The following is a 24,799-nucleotide window of genomic DNA, read 5'->3' as shown; positions in this document are numbered from 1 at the left end:
AAAAAATAAAAGAGATAGGGCTTAAAATTAAAGCCCTATTTTATAGATTGTTTCATATTGATCTTTTTTAAAGCACCATTTAATTGAAATACAGCTTTTTCACATATATAACCATCAGATGTCATATGGTTAAGTATTTTAAAAGCTTCTTCATGACTTAGACCTTTTCTGTAGGGTCTATCCTCTGTTAAAGCTTGATATATGTCACAGACTCCCATTATTCTGCATTCTTCTGATAACTCACTTGCGGTCAGATGTCTTGGATATCCTGTTCCGTTTAGTTTTTCGTGATGAGAGGAGGCCCAATAACTTATATCATGTATATCTTCAATACTATCTAGAATTATTTTTGTATAGTATACATGAGATTTTATAATTGAAAACTCATCATCTGTAAGAGAACCGTTCTTATCAAGTATAGATGTAGGTATAGCAAGCTTTCCAATATCATGAAGAAGGCCAGCAATTTTCATTTTAAGGCATTTTTCTTCGGAGTATCCAACATACTTTGAAACTTGAAAAGCAAGATTAGATATACTTCTTGAATGCTTAGCTGTAAAACTACTTTTACTATCTATTACATCTGATATCATAAATGCAAAGCTTTCAAATTGCTTTAAATCTAATTTGTCATCTATATCAGGAGATATATTATCCAATATAAAATCTAAGAAGGATATATTCTCCATATCAAACCAAAACATTTCCTTACTAGCGATAGACAAAAAAGCTTTTAAAACCTCTTTATCGAATAAAGGGTTTTCACAAACTAAATTAATTATATCCTTATGCTGTTTGAAGGCATTGATATTTTCTTCATAAAGTGTTTCAACCATGTCAGCTAAATGAATGATTCTACTTTCAATAGGTATTTGATCATATTTTAATTTAAAAGGTCCAGTACCATTATAATTTTCATGATGATAGTGTATTATGGGAGATACACTGTTAAATATGGGGAGATTTTCAGTTATTGCAGCTCCTTGAATACAATGTTGTTTGATAAATTCACTAGAAGTATGACTTGCATTAAGTGAATTAACAGCACCAATATCATGAAGAAGCGACGCTATGTATAAATTTTTCATAGAATTATTGCTTAAATTAAGTACTTTTGCTAGTTTTAAAGCAATATAAGTAGTACGCTTTGAATGGTTATAAAATTTGTGACTTGAAAAGTTTACATTTGATATATTTTTTTCACAATTAGGATTTTCGGAAGAGCTAATTTCTGCTAAATCTAGTGCTAAAGATACAGAGCGTATTATTTTTTCAAAGCTTATGTCCATAGTTATCCTCCAACAATTAAAATGTATACTAATAATTATCGTATAAAAACAGTGTTAACTTCATATAAAATTATATTTAAGTAAATATTAATAATACTTAATATAAAAAAATAATTTATTATATCTAAATAATTTTACTAAAAAGGGTAAATGTATCATAAGCAACTTAATAGTTGAACTGACTAAGCTATACAGGTATAATGTATTATGAATGATTTTTTATTATTTTAGAGGTCTTATAAATTATGTTTTCTAATTTGCAATAGAGGTGGAAATATGAAAAAGTTTCTTTGTTTTATTATGAGTGTTGGTTTAATACTTTCACTTGTAGGATGTGGGAAATCCGGAAAAACCAACATAAAGGTTCCTGCTAAAAGTATAGATGGAAAAGATTCCAGTATTAGCCTTGATATAATGGCAACAAATAAGTTTCTTTATAATGTTATTAAAGATATTTCAGGTAATAGACATAATGTTCAATTTATGTTTAAAAATGATATAGATGTAAAACAATTTGATTATACATCTGACAGTATAAATAATGTTTCTAAGTACAATATTTTTATGTATCTAGGTGCTGATTTTGAACCGTGGGCATCAGATTTTATTGGTAAACTTGATAAAAACAGTATAGCAACGGTTGACATGTCTAGAGGAACTAAAATTTTAAATTTAGATGATAAAGTTCAATATGGAAATATAACTGTAGAAAAGAATTCATATTATTGGACGGATTTAAATAACTATAAGACTATGTTAGTAAATATAAAGAATTCCCTAGAAGAAAAAGATCCTAAGAGCAGAGATCTTTATGAAAAGAATTTTGCTGCATACATAAAAAAAGTAAATGACTGCGAGAAGGAATTTAAAGGAATAAACGATAAGTTAAAGGGATATACCTTTGTAACAAATAGTTCTAATTTTGATTATTTCTTTAATTATGCAGGTTTAGACAGCGTTAAAGTATCAGAAGATGAGCTTAGTAAACCGGATACTTCAAAAGAGCTTAATGATAAATTAAAGGATAAAGAAAAGATATGTTACATATATAGTGATGATGGAAGTGTACAAAGTAACAATGCGGTAATACAAAAGTATAAGATGAAGACACTTAAATTTGTTACATATGATGAAAATTCAGATTACATATGCATAATTAAAGATAATATAAAGTCTATGAAAGAGCTTATAAAGTAGAAAAGCTTATTAATGTTAGTGTATAGAATCAATTGCACTAACATTTTTTGTGCAATTGAACAAAAAAAATCATTAAATAAACAATAGTAAGAGTATAGTAAATATATTATTATTAATACTGTTATACAACAAAAGAAAACGTTACCGTAAAGGGAGGAAGTTATATGTATATTATTCATTGGGGAGGAGCAGTGGTTGGTTTAGTAATTGCGATAGTGCTTATACTTAGGAAAATCAATCCTGTATACTCACTTTTCACAGGAGCAATTTTAGGAGCACTTGTTGGAGGAGCAAGCTTACCACAAACAGTTGACGTTATAATTTCTGGTACAAATAGTGTAATGGGAGCAGTTGTCCGTGTAATAGCAGCTGGAGTTTTAGCTGGTGTTTTAATTGAATCAGGAGCGGCAGAAAAAATTGCTGAAACTATAGTAGATAAGTTAGGTGAGAAAAAGGTTCTTTTGGCAATTGCACTAGCTAGTATGATAATTACAGCAGTAGGAGTGTTTATACCAGTTACAGTTATTATAGTTGCACCAATAGCACTTCCAGTAGCAAAAAAAGTTGGAATAACAAAGTCTTCTATACTTTTAGCTATGATAGGAGGAGGAAAGGCTGGTAATGTTATTTCCCCTAATCCTAATACTATTGCAGTTGCAAAGGGTTTCAATGTTGAATTGGCTAGAGTTATGATTGGAGCTTTTATTCCTGCTATAATAGGACTTATAATTACTTACATAGTTGCAACATTAATTAGTAAAAAGGGAGAAGCTATTAAAGCAGCTGAAATTAATGAAGTTGTTTCAAACAAAGGAAATATAAGCTTTGGAAAAGCAATGGTTGCACCAATAGTAGCTATAATACTTTTAGCATTAAACCCTATTGGAAGTATACTTCATATAAAGATTTTAACAGAACTTAAGATAGATGCTATGTTTATACTTCCAATTGCAGGTTTAGTTGGACTAATAGCAATGGGAAAAATTAATAAAACTATCGAATATACTACATCAGGTTTAAATAGAATGACGGGAACAGTAATGATACTAATTGGAGCAGGAGCAATTGCTGGTGTTATTTCAAAATCTAATTTAAGCAGTGTAGTTGTTAGTACAATACATTCTTTTGGAATATCGGGAGTATTCTTAGCACCAATATCTGGTATACTTATGGCAGCAGCTACAGCTTCCACATCAACAGGATCTATTGTTGCAACGGGAACCTTTAGTAAAGCTATACTTTCTATGGGAGTAGCACCTTTAAGTGCAGCAGTTATGATTAACACAAGCTGTTGTTATAGATCATCTTCCTCATGGTAACTTCTTTCATGCGTCTGCGGATGCAGTAAAGATGAATATTAAAGAACGTATGAAGTTAATACCATATGAATCTATAGTTGGAGGTTCAATAGCACTGACAGCAGTTATTATATATGGATTACTATAATTTATGTAGGTTAGGAGAATGTCTTATGAAAAGTTTTACTATTGTATTAGCGCCGGATTCTTTTAAAGAAAGCATGACTGCAAAAGAAGTCTGTTTGGCAATGGAAAAGGGAATAAAGAAGGTTAATGATAGAATTAATTGCATACATGTTCCAATGGCAGATGGCGGAGAAGGTACAATGCAGTCTCTCGTGGATGCTACAAATGGAAAAGTATATTCACTAAATGTAATGGGACCTCTTTTAGATAAGGTTGAGGCACAATACGGGATTTTGGGTAATGGAGAAATTGGAGTAATTGAAATGGCAAGTGCCAGCGGAATTCATTTGGTTCCAAAGGAGAAGAGAAACCCTTTAATTACAACTACATATGGTACAGGAGAACTTGTTAAAGCTTGTCTTGATAGAGGCGTGAAAAAAATACTTATAGGTATAGGTGGAAGTTCAACTAATGATGGAGGAGTAGGTGCTATTAAAGCACTTGGAGCTAAATTTTTAGATGAAGAAGGAAAAGATATAGGTTTTGGGGGAGGAAGCTTATCTAAGCTAAGAAAAATAGATTTGTCTGAGCTTGATGAAAGATTAAGTAAAGTGGAAATTGAAGTTGCATGTGATGTTAATAATCCACTTTGCGGTAAAAATGGAGCTTCTAATATCTTTGGACCTCAAAAAGGTGCTACAAAAGAAATGGTTGAAACATTAGATGAAAATCTAAAGCATTATGCTAAAATAATAAAAGAACAGTGTAAAAAGGATGTTATTGACATGCCAGGAGCAGGAGCAGCAGGGGGCCTTGGAGCTGGTCTTGTAGCATTTTTAGACGGTAAACTTGAGCGTGGGATTGGATTGGTTATAAAGTATTCTGGACTAGAAGAAAAAGTAAAAGACTGTGATATTGTTTTTACAGGGGAAGGAAGTATAGACTATCAAACTAAGTTTGGAAAAACACCAATTGGAGTAGCTAAGCTTGCTAAAAAGTATGACAAACCAGTTATTGCACTTGCAGGAAGAGTTGGGGACAACATAGAGGATTTGTACGAAGAAGGCATAGACTCGATATTTGGAATAATAAGAGGTGTAAAGACTCTTGAAGAAGTTCTTAAAGACGGAAAAGAAAATATTGAAAAGACATCAGAAAATATAATGAGATTAATAAATTTAAATATATAAATATTTTTTAAAATAACTTTATTAAAATGATTAAAAAGTTGAAGGGCGATGGTCTCTTCAACTTTTTAAGTGCTGCATAAAGAATTAAAGGTTTACACAGCGTGAAAATTTGTTTAATATATGTCTAGGTGGAGAGGAGTCATAAAATGAGGTTATCAAAAACTATAGCTCAAAGTATAGTAGAAGAAATGATGAATTTAATTCCCTACAATATAAATGTAATGAATGAAGAAGGGATAATAATAGGAAGTGGAGATTTAAGTCGTATAGGAAATTTACATGAAGGGGCATTAGAAGCAATTAAAGAGAAGTCTTTAAATGTAATATATAGTGAAAAAAATAGTGTTAAGCCTGGAGTAAACGAACCTATAATAATTGATGGGAAGGTTATTGGGGTGATAGGTATAACTGGCTATTCTGATGAAGTGAAAAAATTTATAAAGCTTGTCAGAGTAACGGCAGTGCTGTTAATAGAACAAGCAGAGGCAAATGAAGAAAGTCAAAATAGAAATCTTAAACGTGAGAGGTTCTATTATGATCTTATAAATAGAAAAACACCTTATGATGAAAAATTCTCTAAAATAGCACAGGACTTTGGCTTCGACATTTCAAAAAAACATAGAGCAATTTTAGTGTATGGTAATAATACTTCAAAGAAATTTTATGACCTTAAAAAGAAATATATTTTTAATTATGATTTAGATATTAATAAAACTGCATTTTTTATCTCTGATGATTACAAATATAAGCTTCTAATTGATGAATTAAAGCACTATAAGGACATAGAGAAAATAGGAATAGGTGAAAAAGAGGATATTGCAGCAATATCACTTGAAAATTCTAAAAAGGGTGTAGAGCTTGGAAAGAAAATAAAACCTAATTCAAAGATATATGAATATGAAGAATTAAAATTTTTTATACATTTGCACCATAAGAATAAAGAAGAAATTGTAAATTTGATTTCAAGTATAGATAAATCAGAATATAAGCTTGAACTAATTCAAACAATACAAATTTATGTGGAGGAAAATGGGCAAATAAATGATGCAGCATTAAGGCTTAATATTCATAGAAATACTTTAAATTATAGACTTGAAAGAATTAAAAAGATTACAGGAAAAGATCCTAAGAATTTTTTTCAGCTTTTTGAACTTTTCTGTGGGCTTATTTGGAGGGAATAATATATTTTGTTCCTTTTTTTAATATGGAAATTGATGTTATAATATAAGTATCATTTAAAATATAGTGGTTGTAAATAATTTACTTAAGGTAGGAGGAATTTCACATGGTATCAGAAAAAATGTATGAACTAGGAAGTAAACGCTCAGTTATAAGAGAAATCTTTGAATTCGGAAAAAAGAGAGCAGAAGAAGTAGGGGTAGAAAATGTATATGATTTTAGCATTGGAAATCCAAATGTTCCAGCACCAGAAGCTGTAAAAAAGGCAATCCTCGAAATTTTAGAAGAAGAAAATCCAGTTGATATTCACAGCTATACAAGCGCTCAAGGAGACTTAAAGGTAAGAGATACTTTAGCTGAATCAATAAATAAAAGATTCTCTACATCATTTAGTGGAAATAATCTATATATGACAGTAGGAGCAGCTGCTTCTATACATATATGTTTTTCAGCTCTAGCAAATCCCGGAGATGAATTCATAACCTTTGCACCATATTTTCCTGAGTATAGGTGCTTTGTGGAAGCTGCCGGTGGAAAGCTTGTAGTGGTTCCTGCAAAGATTGAGGATTTTCAGATAGACTTTGAGGAATTTGAAAAGAGGATAAATGAAAAAACAAAGGCTGTTATTGTAAATACTCCAAATAACCCATCAGGAGTGGTTTATACAGAAGAAACAATAACAAAACTTGCTAAAGTACTTGAAAATAAAGCTAAAGAATATGGTCATGCTATTTATCTTATATCAGACGAGCCTTATCGAGAAATTGCATACGATGTTGAGGTGCCATATTTAACAAAGTACTATGATAATACCTTTGTGTGTTATTCCTACAGTAAGTCTCTATCACTTCCTGGAGAAAGAATAGGTTATATTGTTGTACCAAGTGAAATGGAAGAGTTTAATAAGGTATATGCAGCGATATGTGGAGCTGGTAGAGCCCTTGGATACGTATGTGCTCCAAGTCTTTTTCAAAAGGTTGTAGCTAAATGTGCAGGTATTACAGCGGATATTTCTATTTATAAGAAGAATAGAGATTTACTATATGAGGGTCTAATAAAATTAGGTTACAAGTGTGTTAAGCCAGAGGGAGCCTTTTATCTATTTCCACAGGCTTTAGAAAAAGATGCCTATGCTTTTACGGAAAAAGCAAAAAAGTATGATTTACTAATAGTTCCAGGAGATGACTTTGGCTGTCCTGGTCATGTGCGTATTTCTTATTGTGTTACAACTGATCAGATTTTAAGAGCGCTTCCTGCCTTTGAGAAGTTAGCAAAAGAGTATAAATAATAAAAAATGTTAGCAGAGAATCCTCTGCTAACATTTTTTTTGAAAATTATCTTTTTCGTCCAAATAATCTTAAGATATAGATAAAAAGATTTATAAAATCAAGATACAATGTAAGAGCTCCAAGTATACTTCCTTTCGCAGAAGCTTCTACATCACCAGAATAGCTTGAAGATAAAGCCATTGCCTTAATTCTTTGAGTATCATATGCAGTGATTGCTACAAAGAGAATAACTCCTATAAAGGATATAATAAATGAAAACATATCGTTCATTATAAAGATATTAACTATTGATGCAAGTATTAGTCCTACTAGACCCATAAGACAAATATTACCTATGCTTGTGAGATCCTTTTTGGTAAAGTAGCCATATGCACACATAGCACCAAAGGTTCCAGCAGTTATAAAAAATACACTTGAAATTGAGCCTAAATCATAAACAAGAAATATCCATGAAAGTGTAAAGCCATTAACAACTGAATATACAAAGAATATTGCTGTTGCAACTTGTGAAGACATTTTATTTATTCTTCTTGATAAAAAAGCAACAATAAGAACTTCAGCTAAAATTAAAACAAAGAAAAGTGATCTGTTTATAAAAAGAGTTTCAATTAAGCTTGGTGAAGTTGATACGGCAAGAGCAACTCCAGCAGTGGTTAAAAGGGCTAATGTCATCCACATATAAACCTGTTGAATGAAACTGCGAGCTTCTTGATTTTCATGATTTAATCTTAAGTTTTCCATAGGAACCTCCATGTAAATTATATTTATTTTATCAGTCTACATTCTATCACATATGATGCTGAAATTTAATATTTTTTTGTGCTTTATTAAAATTATTTAAAATATATTCATAAATGTACTATAATAAAGGGAAACAATGCTAAATATAGGTGTGGCGATTTCCTTATAATGTGTAAAAATGATATAATACACATGTTAGAGGCGGATACATAATTCTTACAGTATGCACTTATAAATCTATACATTGAGGTGAGATTGATGGAAAGATACTTAATAAAAGTTTTAGGAAGAGTTCAGGGTGTAGGATTTAGGTACTTTGCACAGTCTTTGGCAGGTACTTACAGCATAACAGGTACAGTTAAAAATTGTGAAGATGCTACAGTTAGAATAGAGGCACAGGGAGAAGAAAAAAATCTTAACAAGTTTTTAGCTGAAATAAGAAAAGGCAATAGGTTTGTAAAGGTAGAGGATATAGTTGCTAAAAAAATACCAACTGCTGATAATGAAAAATCCTTTAAGATAGTGTATTAAAGGTGGTTTACTTAAGATAAGTCTTTCATTTAAAGTTATGAAAGGAAAATATATGGAGGAAGTTAATGGTAAAAAACAATATTAAAGCTTTTTTGATTCATATTTTTGTTGCTCTTGTTTGCTATGAAATTATTCATTTTAAGGTTCCGATTATGGTAAAGTTCATAAACACACGGTACATGGGATTAAGTGACTATAGAAGGGCAGATTATATTTTTGGAACATTTGTTTTAATAGTTGCAGTGATTTTATATTATATTTTGGGAAAAAAGTTTCTTAAAAGAAGAGAGAAGATTAGTGAAAATATTGTATCTGTTATTCTAGTAGGTATTGTTGGAGTATTCGCTTGGAAGTTATCTTGGAGATTATTAATTGGAGGAAATAACTACTTGAGTTTTTATTATTCATATGCTGAAACGCTTATTGAGGAGACCATGTTATTTTCTGCACGTATAGTTCTTTTGATTTCCTTCATACCTAGTATAGTTATGTTTCTAGCTATTACGTTTAAAGGAAATAAACTCAAGATAAGTGGAATAAATAAAAAAGTTGAGGAAACTGACGAAGAAGCAGTACTTAGAAAGTATACAAATGTGAATAAATAGTGTAACTAAAGTAATATTTTTATTAATATAAATATATATATCTAATGAAGAAGTATTCCTACAGAGTATATAGTGGTATAAGTTAGCTAGATGGAATAAGCCCGAAGGTAAATTACTTTTGGGTTATATTTCTATATTAAAATTTTCAAATTAAATAAAGAAAACGATTATATGTATTTTTTTGTTAAATTATCTTATAATAATATTAAGAGAAGAGGTGTATTTAAATGTTAGACGTAGTTGCAGCTATTCTCACAAATGAAAATAACGAGATATTGATAACAAGAAGAGCGGAAGGAAAAAATAATGCTGGATATTTTGAATTTCCAGGTGGTAGAATTGAAAATGGAGAAACTAGAAGGGAAGCCCTTGCACGTGAAGTAAAAGAAGAGCTTGATGTCGATATCGCAGTTGGCGAATATTTTGGAGAGAGTACTTACGATAATGATGGACTTGGTGTTAAGCTAAATGCATTTAAAGGAAAAATAATTAGTGGAGATATAAAGCTTTCTGTTCATGATGAGTACAAATGGGTTAGGAAAGAGGAGCTTAAAGAATTTAAGTTTTCACCAGCTGATGAAAAGTTAGTTAATGAACTAATGGAGGAACAGTAGAAAGGCGGTTTTGGGATGAATTTTGATAAGTATGCTAAAGAGTGGGACGATGAGGAAAGAATTAATAGAGCCAAGATAATATCGGAAAAAATAGAGAAAACTATTCCTATGAATAAAGATTATTCTGTAATGGAATTTGGTTGTGGTACTGGGCTTATAAGTTTTAATCTTCAGGATAAGTTTGGAAAAATTACATTGGTAGATTCATCAGAAGGTATGATAGAAGTACTTAATTCAAAGATGGATAAATATAAGGTAAATAACATGACTGCAAAAAAAATTGATATATTTAATGAACCAATTGAAGAAAAGTTTGATGTTATTTATAGTTCTATGGCGCTTCATCATGTTAAGGACACTAAAGGTATAGTTGAGATTTTTTATAAGCTTTTGAATGACAATGGATACTTATGTATAGTTGATTTAGACAAGGAGGATGGAAGCTTTCATAAAAGAGAAGAGAATTTCAATGGACACAATGGCTTTGACCAGAAAAATCTAAAAGAGCTTCTAATAGCTTCTAAATTTAAAGATGTTTATTCAGAAACATTTTTTAAGGATACAAAGAACATATGGGGTAAGGACATTGATTATTCATTATTCATAGTTAGTGCTAAAAAATAATATTATTCAAGAATGCTAGTAGTCTTTGGAGTGCTAGCATTTTTTATAGAAAAATTGATAATACAATTTGTAAAAAAATGATTCATCAATATAAGTTCAAAATAGTTAGAAAATATTCTAAAAACCCAAAGGACTATACAGTTTTTAATTATTGATTTAATGTAAAAAAGAAATCTAGTAAAATAGTAGTATAAGAATTGGTAACAACCTATTGGGTAAGGTGTGGAGATTTTTTATGAGTGAACATAGAATTAATAATGTGATTTGATTTTTAAAATTAGGAGTTGATAACATGAGTTATAGGATTGATGTACTTTTATTCAATAAATTTGAGACATTAGATGTATTTGGACCAGTTGAGATATTCGGAAATTTACAAGATGATTTTGAATTAAATTTTATATCGTCTGATGGTGGGCTTGTTGAAAGTTCTCAAAAGGTAAGGGTAGAGACAAGTTTATATACAAGAGATGAAAATATTGAGAAGATTTTATTTGTGCCAGGCGGTAGCGGTACAAGAGAAAAGGTTAATGACGATAATTTTATCAATTTCATTGGAAATATGGTTAAAGAATCAAAATACATAATTAGTGTATGTACAGGTTCAGCTTTACTTTCTAAAGCAGGAATTTTAAATGGAAAAAGGGCAACAACTAATAAAAGATCATTTAAATGGGTTACAGAACAAAATGAAGATGTGCTATGGGTAAAAGAAGCACGATGGGTAAAGGATGGTAATATATACACATCTTCTGGTGTATCAGCGGGAATTGATATGACATTGGGTTTTATAGAAGATTTAATTGGAAAAGAAAAGGCATTAGAAATTAGCCGAAGTATTGAATATTTTTGGAATGAAGATAGCAACTATGATCCGTTTTCAAAAATATATGGATGATTAATTTATTGTGTTTAGAATATTGACCTTGCCCAAAGTGGTATTGTGTCAATATCTTGAACACAGAATTGAAGTAATAAATATACTTATGAAATAAAACTTAAAAATAAATAATACGATGATTACAGAATATATGAATATATATAATAAATACATGGCGAAATTATGATACTGATGATTGTACATATAAATATATATAGGCTAAAATACAGTGATTCCATATAAAAAATAAAATTTATCAGTCTTATATGATATAGTAAAGTATATATTTAAATTTTAAATGGATGTGATATGAATGAAAATTTACGTTGATGCTGATGCCTGTCCCGTAGTTTCTATTGTGGAGAGGGTGGCTCAAGAAATGAAAATACCGGTTACATTATTATGTGATACAAACCATATATTAAATTCTACTTACAGCGATATTAAGATAATAGGAGCAGGTGCAGATGCTGTGGATTTTGCACTTATTAATCTTTGCCATAGAGGAGATGTTGTTGTTACGCAGGATTATGGTGTGGCAGCTATGGCACTTGGAAAAGGCGCCTATGCTATTCATCAATCGGGAAAGTTGTATGAAAATGATAATATAGATAGAATGCTTATGGAAAGGCATATAGCTAAAAAGGCAAGAAGAGCTTCTTCAAAGAACCACATGAAGGGTCCAAGAAAGAGAACTTCAGAGGATGATGAAAGGTTTGAAGCTGCTTTTAGAAGGTTAATTATGAGGGGGAAGGTATAGAGAGGGAAGATGCTATGAACAAAGAATCAACAATAAAACATAATTTAACTTACAAGGATATAGAGCCATTAAACTGTATAACGGGAGATACTAATCATCTTCTTCCACAATTAAAAGCTTCTATTACAAAAGCTAAGTCTATAGATATAATAATAGCTTTTTTAATGGAATCTGGAGTTAAACTTATTGTTAAGAATTTAAAAGAGGCTGTAAATAAAGGTGTTCCTATAAGGATTTTAACAGGAAATTATCTTAATATAACTCAGCCTCAGGCATTATATCTTTTAAAGGATGAACTTAAAGGTGAAGTTGACCTTAGATTTTACAACATACCTAATAAATCTTTTCACCCTAAAGCATATATATTTGAATATGAAACTGGTGGAGATATATTTATAGGCTCTTCAAATATATCAAGATCAGCTTTAACAACTGGTATTGAGTGGAATTATAGAATTTCAAAAGATGCACATAGTGATGATTTTAAAGAATATAAAAGAACCTTTGAAGATTTGTTTTTAAACCATACAATCATAGTGGATGATAACGAACTTCAAAGATATTCAAAAACTTGGAGAAGACCAAGAGTTTTTTCAGATATAGAAAAATTAGAGGATAAGGAAAAAGAAAATGTAATTCAATTTCCAACGCCCAAGGCAGCTCAAATAGAAGCATTGTATGAACTTAAAAAATCAAGGGAAGAGGGCTTTGATAGAGGTATTGTGGTTGCAGCAACAGGTATTGGAAAAACATATTTAGCAGCATTTGACTCAAGAAGCTTTAAAAAAGTATTATTTGTAGCACATAGGCAGGAGATTTTAGAACAAGCAGAGAATGCATTTAAAAGTGTAAGGGAAGACAGCGCTACAGGATTTTTTAGTGGTTGTGATAAGGCTACAGATTGTGATATTGTGTTTGCAACAGTTCAAACATTAGGACAAGCTAGATATTTAGCTGAAGAGTATTTTGAAAAAAATTATTTCGATTATATTGTAATAGATAAGTTTCATCATGCTGCTGCTAAAAATTATCAAAATATAATAAATTATTTCACTCCAAAGTTTTTACTTGGAATTACTGCAACACCTGAAAGAATGGATAATAAAGATGTATTTGAAATATGTTATTACAATGTTGTTTATGAGGTAAGGCTTAAAGAAGCTATAAATAAAGGATGGTTAGTACCTTTTAGATATTATGGGATATTTGATGAAACTGATTATAGTAAGATAACCTTTAAAAATGGAAAATACAACGAAGAAGAGTTAGAGAAGGCATTTATGATAGAAAAACGTGCTGATTTAATTTTAAGTCATTACAGAAAATATAACAGCGAAAAAGCATTGGGGTTTTGCTCTAGCAGAAAGCATGCAAATTACATGGCAGAATATTTCTGCAATAATGGAATAGAAGCTTGCGCTGTTTTAAGTGGAGATTCGATGAGTTATTCTATGGGTAGAAAAGAGGCTTTAGAGAAATTAAGGCAGGGAAAAATTAAAGTAATATTTTCAGTAGATATGTTTAATGAGGGGTTAGATGTACCTAATATAGATATGGTTATGTTTTTACGACCAACTGAATCAGCAGCTATATTTTTGCAGCAGTTAGGACGTGGACTTAGAAAATCTTGTGATAAGAAATATTTAAATGTACTAGATTTCATAGGAAACTATAAAAAGGCAAACTTAGTTCCATATCTTTTAAGCGGCGATGTGAAAAGTATGGGTAATATAAGAAAATCAGTTCCAAAGGAAGAAGAGTATCCAGAAGGTTGCATTGTGGATTTTGATTTTAAACTTATTGATTTGTTTAAGAGAATATATCAAGCTCAGAAGAAAATAACAGAGATTGTAAAGGAAGAGTTTTATAGGATAAAACAACAACTAGAAAGAGTTCCAAGTAGGTATGAAATGTATAAATATATGGATGACGATATTTATAATAATATTAGGACTAATGCTAAAGTAAATATTTTTAATGATTATATTGGTTTCTTAAAAGCTATAGATGAGGTTGATCAGGAAGAAGAGAAGCTTATTAAGACTAGTGCTCACGATTTTATTAAAAAGCTAGAAACTACATCTATGTCGAAGACTTATAAGATGCCACTTTTGCTTGCTTTTTATAATAATGGACAAATTAAGTTATCTATAAATGAAGATGAGATATATTTAAGTTTTAAGAAATTTTATAGTAAATCATCGAATGCTGTGGATTTGTTAAGAGATAAATCTACAAAAAGCTACTTGAATTGGGATAAGAAAGCATATTTGAAAATTGCTAAAAATCCAAGAGCTGCTTTTGTAAATTCAGCCTCAGAGTTTTTTGAAGATAAAGGTGAGGTTTATAATATAAAAAGTATACTTAAAGAATTTCAACATAATAAAGCCTTTATAAGGCATTTCAAGGATGTTATAGATTACCGAACTATAAAATTTTACAAGGAAAGACTAGAAAAAAAACATGAGGAAGTATATGGAGTTAAAAAAGCTTAGACATAAAAAATCTAAGCTTTTTCTTTACTCATAAACTTTTTCTAACACAATACCTTTTTGAAAACCGCCTCTTTCAGCTTTTTTTTCATTTCTTTTTTTCATAAGCTCTTCTTCAGAAAATCCAAGTGCAGAAGCTAAACCAAGAACAACCTCCATTAAATCAGCTAGTTCCTCAAGGTTTTTATCCTCTGAAAATTCTTTTGCTTCTTCTAATAACTTTGCTTCAAGTAAAGCTGTTAAATCTTCTTTTTTAGCATAATGTATATCGAAAGTTTTTCCTGAGTTTTCTATTATTTCAGGTATTTTATCTCTTACAAGTTTATTATAAATTTTCATAGTAACCTCCATAAGTTTATAAATATATAAATTCCTTCTAAAATATTATAATAGAAAGTCATAGCATTGTAAAATAAATTATGTAACTGTAATGCGTATTTCTAAAATAAATTTAATTAAATTAAAAAATACTTGATATAATTATGTAAATATAATATAATATTCTGGTAAAATTAACTATAAATATATTATAGTAGGGCCAATTAAATTATTTGGTTTTACCACATGCAAAGGAAGAAATATGATTAATTATAAGAAAAAAATTGCAGCATTAATGCTTTTAGCTACCTGTTTAAGCGGATGTAGTTATGATTTGAAAGACTTACAACATTTAAAATCAAAATCTAGTTTTGACACAGTGGGAATCAAAATATTATGTGAGCACAAGAAATATTCTGAAGCAATGAAACAAATTGATGATTATTTGAAGAAGCATCCAGATGATAAGGTTGCCCTTTCAGAAAAAGGATATGTGCTTGTATCTCAAGATAAAAATGAGGATGGATTACTAGTATTATTAAAGGTTAATGATAAGTATCCTAATTACGATGTTACCTTAAATAATATAAGTTGGGCATATAACAATCTTAAGATGTATAAACTTGCAAACAAATATGCAGATTTAGCTTTAAAACAAACACCTAATTCTTCAGAGGAGCTTAGCAATAAGGGAACTGCTTTGTTTGGATTAAAAAATTACAAAGCAGCTGAGAAATACTATGATAAAGCACTTGAAAAAAAATCAACTGATAAAGTTGCCATATGGGGAAAAGCTTTGAGCTTATATAAAGAAAAGAGTTACAGCAAGAGCTTAACTTATTTTAAAAAATATGTAATAGTTGATTCGAGTGATATACAGGCAAGCTATTATATGGAAAAATGTTATATAGCTCTCAATGATGTAGATGGTGCTATAAAGGAATTTAAAAGTGATATAATAGCAGATCCTAAAAATAAAGGGAATTACTTTGCTTTAGGAGATATGTATAGAAAAAAGACTGATTATTCTAGTGCATTAAGTTGTTATGACACTTTATCTGAAATTGATCCTGAAGATCCTGAAATATACTTTCAAAAGGCAATATGTCTTGTGAAAAGCGGAGATAAAGATGGTGCTTGTGAAAACTTAAAATTGACTTTAAGTTATGACAGTGAATATGTTAGTGACATTGAGGAAGAACCAGCCTTTGATGCACTTAAGGATTATGATAAATTTAAAGAAATACTCAATTCAAAATAGCTTAGGCGTTTTGAATTGAGTATTTTTTATTATGTGTAGCCTAAATACTAAAAAGCATAAATTACCATTGAATGTAATAAAAAAAGTATATTATAATTATAAAAACGTAAATACAAATTTCGATAATATAAGATATAATAGTATATATTTTACATGCAATTCTAAACGGTAATATAGTGTGATTAAAATATTCAATGAAAGTGGGGGCGCTTAATGAAAGTAAGAAGTATCAGAACAAGAACTTTGGTATCAGTATTGCCTGTTATAATAGTTATATTAATGGTGTTGGTGTCTATTAGTTATTATTTTTCTAGAAATATGTTAACTAAAGAGATTGATTCTAAAATAACAAATAATATAAATCAATTAAAAGAAACTATTTCAGGTAAGCTTCAGGCTCATCAAAGAGTGGCTGAAACACTTGCAAGAACTATAGAGGCTGATAACTTTACTATAGCTAATAATGACTATTCAGGGTTACTTTCTAAATATGCAATGATAAATGAAGATACCTTAGGGGCGGGAATCTGGTATGAACCTTGGAAATTTAGAAGTGATTTAAAATACTTTGGACCATATGTGTACAATGATGGGAGTAAAGCAGTGTATACAGACAGTTATATGACATCTGACTATGATTATCCTAATCAAGATTGGTATAAAGACAGTAAAAATAGCAAGGTAAACTGGACAGCACCTTATTATGATCCTACAACAAAGGTAACCATGTCTACAACAGCGGTTTCCTTTTATGATAAAAATAATAATTTTTTAGGAGAAACCACTGCTGATATAAATTTAAATAAGCTTCAAGCTATGATAAATAATCTAAAAGTAGGGAATACAGGCAGGGCCTTTTTAGTAACTAAAGATGGAAAATATATTGCGGGAGTAAGTAGTAATAAAGTTATGAAAGAAACCATAAAGAATGATAGTAAATTCTCAAATATATCAGAGGAAATACTAAGTGGTAAAAGTGGAAGCAGTAAGTACAGAGATGGAAGTGATAAGAGGCTTATATATTATACTTCTCTTGGACAAACTAACTGGGTTTTAGCAATAACTATATCAGAAGCAGAAATATATAAACCACTTAGCAATTTATTAAACATTTTAATTATATTAAGTGTTGTAATGATTGCTTTGGTATCAATTACTATAGTGATATACAGTAATTACATAACTAAAAGTATAGTAAAGGTAAATGAGCTTTCAAAGAAAATTTCTGAAGGTGACCTTACAAGCACTATAGAAGTAACCTCTGAAGATGAATTAGGAAGTATGACTCGAAATTTAAACACAATGGCAGAAAACCTAAAAGAAGTATTTAGAACCTTTGGAATGAATCTTGATAGTATTGTTGGAACTTCGCAGGAATTGACAGCCAGTGCGGAAGAAACGGAATCAGCTTCAGAGCAAGTTGCGGTAACAATGCAGGATATTTCAGGACAAGTAGAATTAGAGGCAAATAGTACAAGGGAAATATCAGGTGAAGTAGAAAAAATAAATGCAGCTATTAAAAAAATAAAGGATAGCATTTCGGAAACTTTTTCTCTTTCGGATTCTGCATCAAAAGCAGCGGAAAATGGAGATAAAATAATTGGAGAGGCTATTGAAGAGATAAATAAAATGTCATCTAATGTTAATGAAACTTCGATCATGGTAGGTATTTTAGGAGATAAATCAAAGAAAATTGACAACATAACTTCAATTATAAATGATATATCTTCTCAGACAAATTTGTTGGCATTAAATGCTGCAATTGAAGCTGCTAGAGCAGGAGATGCAGGAAAGGGGTTTGCGGTTGTTGCAGAAGAGGTTAGGAAGCTTGCAGGTGAATCTAGTAAAGCAGCAGATGAAATAGGAATTTTGATTCAAGATATACAGCGTGAGATAAATAGCACTATAGAATCTATGAAAAATGGAGCTTTTGCAGTTGAAAAGGGAAGTGAGCTTATAAAGAATGCAGGAAACTCCTTTGATGAAATTGTAAGTTCTGTAAGGAACGTTTCAGATAATATAAATAAAGTTGTTAGTGAGGTAGATGGAATTTATATAAATTCAAATAACATGACGGATAATGTTTCAAGTATTGCGAGTTCATCAGATGCAACTTCAGACAATATACAGAGTGTTGCAGCAGCTTCAGAAGAACAATCAGCTTTAATGAAACAAATTGTTGAGGCATCAGAGGCTTTAACTCAAATAGTAATTAATGTTCAAGGTGAAATAAATAAATACAAGATATAAAGAAGAAGACATATTTCCAAGCTAGGAAATATGTCTTTTATATATTATTACATAAATACAAAGTATAAAACCAATGGGATACAAAGCACATAAATTCCCCAATGTAATTCTTTAACCTTTCCACAAACAAGTTTTCCAAAAGCATAGGCAATTATTCCAATACTTATACCATTTGATATACTTGAAGTGAAGGCAGTAAATACTATTGTTGCAAAAGCAGGAAAAGCCTCTGTAAAGTCTGAAAAATCAATATCTTTGATTCCGGATATCATGCTTAAACCTATGGCTATAAGTACAGGTGCAGTTGCAGAGGATGGAATCATAGTTGCAATAGGTGTAAGGAACAAAGTAAGAAGAAAACATAAAGCAGTAATTACTCCAGTTAATCCAGTACGACCACCTTCTTCTACTCCAGCAGCTGATTCTATGTAAGCTGTAATTAAGGTTGAACCAAATAAAGAAGCTAATATTGCAGAAATTGAATCTACAAGAAAAGGTCTCTGTATGTTTTCTAAATTACCATCCTTATCTAATAGTCCTGCTTTAGAGGAAACTCCAAGTATAGTTCCAAGAGCTGAGAAGAAGTCACCTATAAAAAATGTAAATATAATAGGGAAAAAGCTTAGTTTTAAAACTGACAAAATATTAAGTTTAAAAGCGATTGGTGCAATAGATGGTGGCATAGATATAAGAGAAGCTGGAACTTTAGTTATTCCCATAGGTATACCAATTAAAGTTGTTATTAAAATAGACCAAAGTGCAGCTCCCTTAATTTTATTTGCCATAAAAGCAATGGTAATAGCTAGTCCTATTAGAGATAACAGTGTTGCAGGGCTTTTAAGGCTTCCCATTTTAATTGAGCCATCCACAATGCTCATTATGTTTCCGTCTCCAAAACCAATTAGCACAATATAAAAACCTATAGCAACGCCTATAGATAATTTGATATTCTTAGGTATTATCTTGACTATGACTTCACGAAGACCAAGTACTGTTAATAGAAGGAATATAACTCCTGAGAGAAATATCATTCCAAGGCCTTCCTGCCAAGTTACAACACCACCTTTTACTAAAGTTATAGCAAAGAAAGCATTACTTCCCATAGCTGGTGCAAGGGCAAAAGGTAGATTAGTATAAAAGGACATAAGTAAGGTACATACAGCAGATAATAAAGCGGTTACAACTACAACGGCACCGGCGTTCATACCTGCTGATTTCATCAAGGAAGGTTGAACCATTAATATGTAGGACATTGTCATAAATGTTGTTAAGCCAGCTATTATCTCTGTTTTAACATTTGTGTTTCTATCTTTTAATTTGAATATTCTTTCTAGCATTTTAATCCTCCTGAGTTTATTATGTTGATTTTAGACATAGCAATAAATAGCTATTTACAGCTATCCAGCACAACAAAGATATCAGTGAATATATTATTTTTTGACAAATTAAAACCGAATGTAACAATTTTAATCAGCGTTAATTATTGTACTCGTTTTTTATGGAATAATCAACATTTTTATAAAAAATAATATTAATGTTAGTATGGAAATTTGAGGAAAAAACTACAGAAGTGCTATTATACAGGCGTGTGAATGGATTTTATTATGTATAAAATATTTGACACGATTTATAGAATAGTTCGTATTTTTATATTGAATAAGTAAAAAAAGGCACACCATTTATAAAAGGTATGCCTTAAAATTATCCTAGTAATTCATTAACAACTTCTCTATCATCAAAGTGTACTTTGTTATCTCCAATAATTTGATAGTCTTCATGTCCTTTTCCAGCTATTATTAGTATATCCTCTTCTTTTAGGATTTCAATCCCACGTTTAATTGCACAGCGTCTATCCGTAATTTTTTCATAAGATGAATTTATAGTTTGCATGCCGCGTTCTATATCTCTAATTATATCCTCTGGCTTTTCATGTCTAGGGTTATCAGAGGTTATTATGCAGTAATCAGAAAGTATTCCAACTGCCATGCCCATAAGACCTCTTTTACTTTTATCTCTATCACCACCACAGCCAAATACTGTTATTATTCTGCCATTTGTCATTTCACGAGCCATTATAAGAAGCTTTTCAAGAGAATCGGGAGTATGAGCATAATCTATTATTATATTTTTATTTAATGGATTATTTATTGTTTCTAATCTTCCTAAAACAGGTTTTATGCTTGAAACAAGCTTTAAAATACTTTCAAAATCAATGCCGAGGCAAAGTAGGCTTCCTATTGCAGCTAAAACATTGTACACAGTAAATTCACCAGGTACATTTACCTTGACTTTAGAGGATATACCTTTGTAATGAACATTAAAGCTTACGGAATTAGGCTTATAAACCATATCGCTAGCTGTAAGATCTGCATTAGTTAAAACTCCGTAGGTGAAAAATTCACAAGTTCCTTTTTCAATAATTTCACCTGCAATATTGTCATCTAGATTTATTACACCTACAGGACACATTTTGAATAATTTAATTTTCTCATTTTTATAATTTTCTATAGTGCCATGTTCATCAAGATGATCTTGAGAAAGATTTGTAAATACGCCTACTTTAAAACTGCAATAATCAACTCTATGCTTCATTAAAGCAGAAGAGGTTACCTCCATTACAGCGTTTTTTGCACCCTTGTCTATAAAGTCCCTTAAAATTTGGTTAAGCTCTAAAGCCTCTGGCGTAGTAGGATTAATTTTTTCTACATTTATTTCTTTATCCTTTAACTCATAACCAAGAGTTCCTATAGTACCAGTGCTATTGCCAAAGGCTTCAAGCATATCTCTTATGTAATGTATAACTGTGGTTTTTCCATTGGTGCCAGTTACACCAACCAAGTTAAGTTCTCTAGAGGGCTCCTCATAAAATAAATTGCATAGGCAAGCTAAAGCCACTTTTGAATTTTTAACTTTTACTAAGGTTGTATTCTCTATTGAATCATGAAAATCTTCATCTATAATAACTGCCGCAGCCCCATTTTGTGCAGCTTCTTTTATGAAATCATGACCGTCAAATCTTGCTCCTTTAATGGAAACAAAAACGTAATTTTGTTTAACCTTTTTAGAATTATAGCTTATTCCTTCTATATTTATATTAATGTCCCCTTTTATTAAATCGTAATCTATGTTTTGTAAAAGTTGTTTTAATTTCATTTGTAACCCTCCATATTAAAGTGCTATATTGTTTTTTTATTTAAACTTAACTAGAAAACCTATATTTATTATATACGAAATTTTAACAATGAATAGTGTATATATTGCTTGATATATTGCAAAAAATGCTCTATGATTTTTTTGAGGTGTTTTAAAATGGATAATAAAAAAGGCTATCTTAATGAAGATTTTCAGCTTTTTCATTTGAAGGATAGGAAGAGTCAAAGCTTTGAATTTCATTATCATGATTTTAATAAAATAATAATATTTATATCTGGCAAGGTTACATATCTCATAGAGGGAAAAGCCTATGAGCTTAAACCTTGGGATATACTTCTTGTAAATAATCATGATGTACATAAGCCTATCATTGATTCTTCTAAAGTGTATGAAAGAATAATTATATGGGCAAATTCTGATTTTATAAAAAAGCATAATTACGAGGATTGTGATCTTTCAAATTGTTTTAAACTTGCAAGGGAGAGGAGCTTTAACCTTGTAAGACTTAAAACTGAGCTTCAGGATAATATGAAGTTTATTATAAATTCCTTAGAGCAGTCTCTTAAATCAAAGGAATTTGGAAGCAAGCTATTCAGTAATTCACTTTTTATTCAACTTATAATTTATTTAAATAGAGTCCATCTTGAAAATATGTATTTAACGGGAAAAGAAACTCTTAGATATGATAAGCAAATTGAAAAAATATTAAAGTACATAAATGCCAACTTAAAAGGAGAGCTTTCAACGGAGGCTTTAGCGCGAGAGTTTTACATGAGTAAGTACTATCTTATGCACAAATTTAAAAAAGAAACGGGATATACTCTGCATAACTATGTGCTCCAAAAGAGACTTCTTCTTTCAAAAGATATGATAAAAAAGGGGGATGCCATAACTAAAGCTTATATGCAATGCGGTTTTAAGGATTATTCATCTTTTTTTCGTGCGTTTAAGAAGATGTTTGGCAGGTCTCCTAGAGAATTCTGTAATGATATTTAATAAGAGAGCTATGCTTTATTTTTTAGATAAAAATTAAAATGTTGACAAAAGGCACTAGGTAATCTATATTTTAATGAATGTTTTACTAAGAAAGGAATAACTTTAATGAAAAAAAGCAAAAGAAGAAAAGGACGAAAATTAATAAATTTAACAAGAGAAGCAGAAAAATTAGATGTTGAAAGAAAAGCTAGAGCTTTAGAAAGCAGCTATAAGTACAAGCATCCTGTAGCTACTTTGGTATATACCATCATAATTTTATTTGTTGATATTTTTTTAGCACTATGGCTTGGGAATAAGTTGCCAGCTTATAAGTCAAATCTTACGAATGTACTTTTCTATGAAAAACCTCCCAGCAGCTATATTGCATATACTTTTTTTAGTATCATAGTACCAACAGTTGCTTCTTTATATATTATTAAAAGCTGTAAAATTAAACATAAAGCTATGAAAAGTATAATTTTTCAGCTTGTTTGTAACATAGTTGCTATTGTGATCTTTTACAATTCTTATAATATAATAACCAGTAATAGAGTATATACTAAGAGATTGTTTAAAGAAAATATGTATATGTTCAGTGATATAAAAACCTTAAAAGTTGAAGCTGAAAACAGGAGAGGTGAAAAAGAATGTGGATTTACAATAGAATTAAAAAATGGAAATGAAATTGGAATTGTGTCAAATCCCAATAGAGATTTTGAGAAGAGCTATGAGTTTATAAAATTTGATAAAAGCTGTATAGGAGCCAAAAGGTATATAGATAAAGAACTTAGAGGTGAATATAAGAAGATTATTGTATCAAAATTTGGTGAAAAAAATACTGAATACATATTAAAAAGTTATAAAAACAACTAAAACATAAGTTTATATTGGAAAAAGTTTTGAATTGTTTTAATTATAATTTAAAAAATATATTAAATAACTTGACGAACTATGTAGAAAATGGTATAGTCAGTTTATAAAAAACACCTAAATTGAATATGTATCAAATTACTCCCCCTTAAATTTTAAGAGGGAGTAATTTAATAAAAGAAATAAATTAGGAAGTAGGAGAGGGGAAAAATGAAAAACATCAAAACAAAAATTACAGCTATAATTTTAGGAATATTTACAGTAGTGAGTTTAGCAGGATGCAGTTTATCAAAGGCAGAGGATAAAGATTTATCTTCAAGAAAGTATAGTTATGAAAAATTTTTAAAAGTAAAAATTGGAATGACATATGATGAAACTAAGAAAATATTAGGAGAAGGAAAAAAAGATACTACACAAAAAAGTGCTGGAATATATAGATGGAAGAATAGCGATAGTTCATACATAGAAGTTATATATAGTGGTTCAACTAATAAAGCAACTGAAAAGATAGAATATAAGCTTAGTAATAATAAGGTGAAAGTATCAAAGGAAAAATACTACGAGGTAAATGGAAAGCAAAACTATCAGGAAGTAAAAGCTATATTAGGTGGAGAAGGAACTTTAACAGAAGAAATCGAAACTGGTAAAGGTATAAATAAAACATATATGTGGGGAAATGATAATGATAAAAATGGTTATATATCAGTTTCCTTTACAAATGGATATGCTTCCTTTGAAACAGGAAACTATCTTAAATAGCAAAGGTATAATGATTTTCTTTCAAGTGCCATTTATGATTGAGGTAGAAATTGTTGTAAAGTTGTAAAGTTAAAACAATTTCTACCTCATATTTAATAGATAGTCATAAGAAAGTCGATTTATTATCGGATATAATACAATAGCTGAGTTATCAGCCCCGCTATTTTTTGTTTATTCTTGAGTTGGTAATTTCGTCGACCTTTGCTTTCACACTTCTTACATAGAGTCTCTATACCCGTCCTTTTTATAATCTCCTCAACGTAGATTTCAAATTGATACGTAAAATTGTTTATAATTACTCTCATTTTAACGCCTACTAAATATCTTTTTCTGAGTATTTAGTAAAAGAGCTTCTATTTGTTACAACCACACCCCAAATATAAATTTTGTTAAGAGTG

General features: G+C 30.1%; 21 protein-coding genes and 1 pseudogene. 17 read left to right on the top strand and 5 right to left on the bottom strand.

What is annotated here, in order from left to right; translation table 11 throughout:
* Window positions 1–35: 35 nt before the first annotated feature.
* The gene (locus CA_RS14595; protein ID WP_010966122.1) at window positions 36–1,289 is read right to left on the bottom strand and encodes an HDIG domain-containing protein; all 1,254 of its coding nucleotides are present in this window, start codon (window positions 1,287–1,289) and stop codon (window positions 36–38) included.
* A 276-nt stretch (window positions 1,290–1,565) separates the two neighbouring features.
* Here CA_RS14595 and CA_RS14590 point away from each other — a divergent pair, with 276 nt between their 5' ends.
* The 5 genes and pseudogenes from CA_RS14590 (at window position 1,566) to CA_RS14570 (ending at window position 7,567) form a co-directional block, all read left to right on the top strand.
* Window positions 1,566–2,486 carry a metal ABC transporter substrate-binding protein gene (locus tag CA_RS14590; RefSeq protein ID WP_010966121.1) on the top strand — a complete coding sequence of 307 codons (921 nt, stop codon included), beginning with the start codon at window positions 1,566–1,568 and terminating at the stop codon, window positions 2,484–2,486.
* A 164-nt stretch (window positions 2,487–2,650) separates the two neighbouring features.
* Window positions 2,651–3,932 (top strand): annotated as a pseudogene (locus CA_RS14585) (GntP family permease).
* Window positions 3,933–3,957: 25 nt separating this feature from the next.
* Complete coding sequence (locus CA_RS14580) at window positions 3,958–5,100, top strand: glycerate kinase family protein (protein WP_010966119.1); 1,143 nt, start codon at window positions 3,958–3,960, stop codon at window positions 5,098–5,100.
* A gap of 146 nt (window positions 5,101–5,246) precedes the next feature.
* Window positions 5,247–6,281, top strand: coding sequence for a CdaR family transcriptional regulator (locus CA_RS14575; protein ID WP_010966118.1), 1,035 nt, complete (start codon window positions 5,247–5,249; stop codon window positions 6,279–6,281).
* A 104-nt stretch (window positions 6,282–6,385) separates the two neighbouring features.
* Window positions 6,386–7,567 carry a pyridoxal phosphate-dependent aminotransferase gene (locus tag CA_RS14570; RefSeq protein WP_010966117.1) on the top strand — a complete coding sequence of 394 codons (1,182 nt, stop codon included), beginning with the start codon at window positions 6,386–6,388 and terminating at the stop codon, window positions 7,565–7,567.
* A gap of 46 nt (window positions 7,568–7,613) precedes the next feature.
* On the opposite strand, the gene CA_RS14565 is transcribed toward CA_RS14570, so the two are convergent.
* Window positions 7,614–8,309: a Bax inhibitor-1/YccA family protein gene (locus tag CA_RS14565; protein WP_010966116.1), complete on the bottom strand. Its 696-nt coding sequence runs from the start codon at window positions 8,307–8,309 to the stop codon at window positions 7,614–7,616.
* 255 nt (window positions 8,310–8,564) lie between these two features.
* Between CA_RS14565 and CA_RS14560 the strand changes: the two genes are divergently transcribed.
* From CA_RS14560 to CA_RS14530, 7 genes are all read left to right on the top strand, one after another.
* A complete protein-coding gene (locus CA_RS14560; protein WP_010966115.1) occupies window positions 8,565–8,840 on the top strand; it encodes an acylphosphatase in 276 nt (91 codons plus the stop codon).
* A gap of 65 nt (window positions 8,841–8,905) precedes the next feature.
* Window positions 8,906–9,445, top strand: coding sequence for a membrane protein (locus CA_RS14555; protein ID WP_010966114.1), 540 nt, complete (start codon window positions 8,906–8,908; stop codon window positions 9,443–9,445).
* 227 nt (window positions 9,446–9,672) lie between these two features.
* Window positions 9,673–10,059 (top strand): (deoxy)nucleoside triphosphate pyrophosphohydrolase, encoded by a 387-nt coding sequence (locus CA_RS14550; RefSeq protein ID WP_010966113.1) that lies wholly within the window; start codon window positions 9,673–9,675, stop codon window positions 10,057–10,059.
* A gap of 15 nt (window positions 10,060–10,074) precedes the next feature.
* A complete protein-coding gene (locus CA_RS14545; protein WP_010966112.1) occupies window positions 10,075–10,683 on the top strand; it encodes a class I SAM-dependent DNA methyltransferase in 609 nt (202 codons plus the stop codon).
* A gap of 292 nt (window positions 10,684–10,975) precedes the next feature.
* Window positions 10,976–11,581, top strand: a complete 606-nt coding sequence (locus tag CA_RS14540; protein WP_010966111.1) for a DJ-1/PfpI family protein — start codon at window positions 10,976–10,978, stop codon at window positions 11,579–11,581.
* A gap of 295 nt (window positions 11,582–11,876) precedes the next feature.
* Window positions 11,877–12,323 (top strand): YaiI/YqxD family protein, encoded by a 447-nt coding sequence (locus tag CA_RS14535; RefSeq protein ID WP_010966110.1) that lies wholly within the window; start codon window positions 11,877–11,879, stop codon window positions 12,321–12,323.
* A gap of 14 nt (window positions 12,324–12,337) precedes the next feature.
* Complete coding sequence (locus CA_RS14530; RefSeq protein WP_010966109.1) at window positions 12,338–14,818, top strand: DEAD/DEAH box helicase family protein; 2,481 nt, start codon at window positions 12,338–12,340, stop codon at window positions 14,816–14,818.
* 24 nt (window positions 14,819–14,842) lie between these two features.
* Here CA_RS14530 and CA_RS14525 read toward each other — a convergent pair whose 3' ends face one another.
* Window positions 14,843–15,154, bottom strand: a complete 312-nt coding sequence (locus CA_RS14525) for a nucleoside triphosphate pyrophosphohydrolase (protein ID WP_010966108.1) — start codon at window positions 15,152–15,154, stop codon at window positions 14,843–14,845.
* Window positions 15,155–15,395: 241 nt separating this feature from the next.
* Between CA_RS14525 and CA_RS14520 the strand changes: the two genes are divergently transcribed.
* The gene (locus CA_RS14520) at window positions 15,396–16,394 is read left to right on the top strand and encodes a tetratricopeptide repeat protein (protein ID WP_010966107.1); all 999 of its coding nucleotides are present in this window, start codon (window positions 15,396–15,398) and stop codon (window positions 16,392–16,394) included.
* A 213-nt stretch (window positions 16,395–16,607) separates the two neighbouring features.
* The gene (locus tag CA_RS14515) at window positions 16,608–18,644 is read left to right on the top strand and encodes a methyl-accepting chemotaxis protein (protein WP_010966106.1); all 2,037 of its coding nucleotides are present in this window, start codon (window positions 16,608–16,610) and stop codon (window positions 18,642–18,644) included.
* Window positions 18,645–18,691: 47 nt separating this feature from the next.
* Here the strand turns inward: CA_RS14515 and CA_RS14510 are convergent, their stop codons facing one another.
* Window positions 18,692–19,981, bottom strand: coding sequence for an NCS2 family permease (locus tag CA_RS14510; protein ID WP_010966105.1), 1,290 nt, complete (start codon window positions 19,979–19,981; stop codon window positions 18,692–18,694).
* A gap of 364 nt (window positions 19,982–20,345) precedes the next feature.
* Window positions 20,346–21,797, bottom strand: coding sequence for a UDP-N-acetylmuramoyl-L-alanyl-D-glutamate--2,6-diaminopimelate ligase (locus CA_RS14505; RefSeq protein WP_010966104.1), 1,452 nt, complete (start codon window positions 21,795–21,797; stop codon window positions 20,346–20,348).
* 156 nt (window positions 21,798–21,953) lie between these two features.
* Here CA_RS14505 and CA_RS14500 point away from each other — a divergent pair, with 156 nt between their 5' ends.
* From CA_RS14500 to CA_RS14490, 3 genes are all read left to right on the top strand, one after another.
* Window positions 21,954–22,793, top strand: coding sequence for an AraC family transcriptional regulator (locus CA_RS14500; protein WP_010966103.1), 840 nt, complete (start codon window positions 21,954–21,956; stop codon window positions 22,791–22,793).
* Between the two features lie 105 nt (window positions 22,794–22,898).
* Window positions 22,899–23,645, top strand: a complete 747-nt coding sequence (locus tag CA_RS14495) for a hypothetical protein (RefSeq protein WP_010966102.1) — start codon at window positions 22,899–22,901, stop codon at window positions 23,643–23,645.
* A 207-nt stretch (window positions 23,646–23,852) separates the two neighbouring features.
* Window positions 23,853–24,401, top strand: coding sequence for a hypothetical protein (locus CA_RS14490; protein WP_010966101.1), 549 nt, complete (start codon window positions 23,853–23,855; stop codon window positions 24,399–24,401).
* Window positions 24,402–24,799: the final 398 nt, after the last annotated feature.

Source organism: Clostridium acetobutylicum ATCC 824, assembly GCF_000008765.1.
In the GTDB taxonomy this organism is placed as follows: Bacteria; Bacillota; Clostridia; order Clostridiales; family Clostridiaceae; genus Clostridium_S; species Clostridium_S acetobutylicum.
This window is presented reverse-complemented; position numbering and strand designations above follow the sequence as displayed.

Excerpts from the sequence above, each read along its gene's own strand:
- CA_RS14595 (WP_010966122.1), bottom strand. The coding sequence starts at position 1,289 with ATGGACATAAGCTTTGAAAAAATAATACGCTCTGTATCTTTAGCACTA.
- CA_RS14590 (WP_010966121.1), top strand. The coding sequence starts at position 1,566 with ATGAAAAAGTTTCTTTGTTTTATTATGAGTGTTGGTTTAATACTTTCA.
- CA_RS14580 (WP_010966119.1), top strand. The coding sequence starts at position 3,958 with ATGAAAAGTTTTACTATTGTATTAGCGCCGGATTCTTTTAAAGAAAGC.
- CA_RS14575 (WP_010966118.1), top strand. The coding sequence starts at position 5,247 with ATGAGGTTATCAAAAACTATAGCTCAAAGTATAGTAGAAGAAATGATG.
- CA_RS14570 (WP_010966117.1), top strand. The coding sequence starts at position 6,386 with ATGGTATCAGAAAAAATGTATGAACTAGGAAGTAAACGCTCAGTTATA.
- CA_RS14565 (WP_010966116.1), bottom strand. The coding sequence starts at position 8,309 with ATGGAAAACTTAAGATTAAATCATGAAAATCAAGAAGCTCGCAGTTTC.
- CA_RS14555 (WP_010966114.1), top strand. The coding sequence starts at position 8,906 with ATGGTAAAAAACAATATTAAAGCTTTTTTGATTCATATTTTTGTTGCT.
- CA_RS14550 (WP_010966113.1), top strand. The coding sequence starts at position 9,673 with ATGTTAGACGTAGTTGCAGCTATTCTCACAAATGAAAATAACGAGATA.
- CA_RS14545 (WP_010966112.1), top strand. The coding sequence starts at position 10,075 with ATGAATTTTGATAAGTATGCTAAAGAGTGGGACGATGAGGAAAGAATT.
- CA_RS14540 (WP_010966111.1), top strand. The coding sequence starts at position 10,976 with ATGAGTTATAGGATTGATGTACTTTTATTCAATAAATTTGAGACATTA.
- CA_RS14535 (WP_010966110.1), top strand. The coding sequence starts at position 11,877 with ATGAAAATTTACGTTGATGCTGATGCCTGTCCCGTAGTTTCTATTGTG.
- CA_RS14530 (WP_010966109.1), top strand. The coding sequence starts at position 12,338 with ATGAACAAAGAATCAACAATAAAACATAATTTAACTTACAAGGATATA.
- CA_RS14525 (WP_010966108.1), bottom strand. The coding sequence starts at position 15,154 with ATGAAAATTTATAATAAACTTGTAAGAGATAAAATACCTGAAATAATA.
- CA_RS14520 (WP_010966107.1), top strand. The coding sequence starts at position 15,396 with ATGATTAATTATAAGAAAAAAATTGCAGCATTAATGCTTTTAGCTACC.
- CA_RS14515 (WP_010966106.1), top strand. The coding sequence starts at position 16,608 with ATGAAAGTAAGAAGTATCAGAACAAGAACTTTGGTATCAGTATTGCCT.
- CA_RS14510 (WP_010966105.1), bottom strand. The coding sequence starts at position 19,981 with ATGCTAGAAAGAATATTCAAATTAAAAGATAGAAACACAAATGTTAAA.
- CA_RS14505 (WP_010966104.1), bottom strand. The coding sequence starts at position 21,797 with ATGAAATTAAAACAACTTTTACAAAACATAGATTACGATTTAATAAAA.
- CA_RS14500 (WP_010966103.1), top strand. The coding sequence starts at position 21,954 with ATGGATAATAAAAAAGGCTATCTTAATGAAGATTTTCAGCTTTTTCAT.
- CA_RS14495 (WP_010966102.1), top strand. The coding sequence starts at position 22,899 with ATGAAAAAAAGCAAAAGAAGAAAAGGACGAAAATTAATAAATTTAACA.
- CA_RS14490 (WP_010966101.1), top strand. The coding sequence starts at position 23,853 with ATGAAAAACATCAAAACAAAAATTACAGCTATAATTTTAGGAATATTT.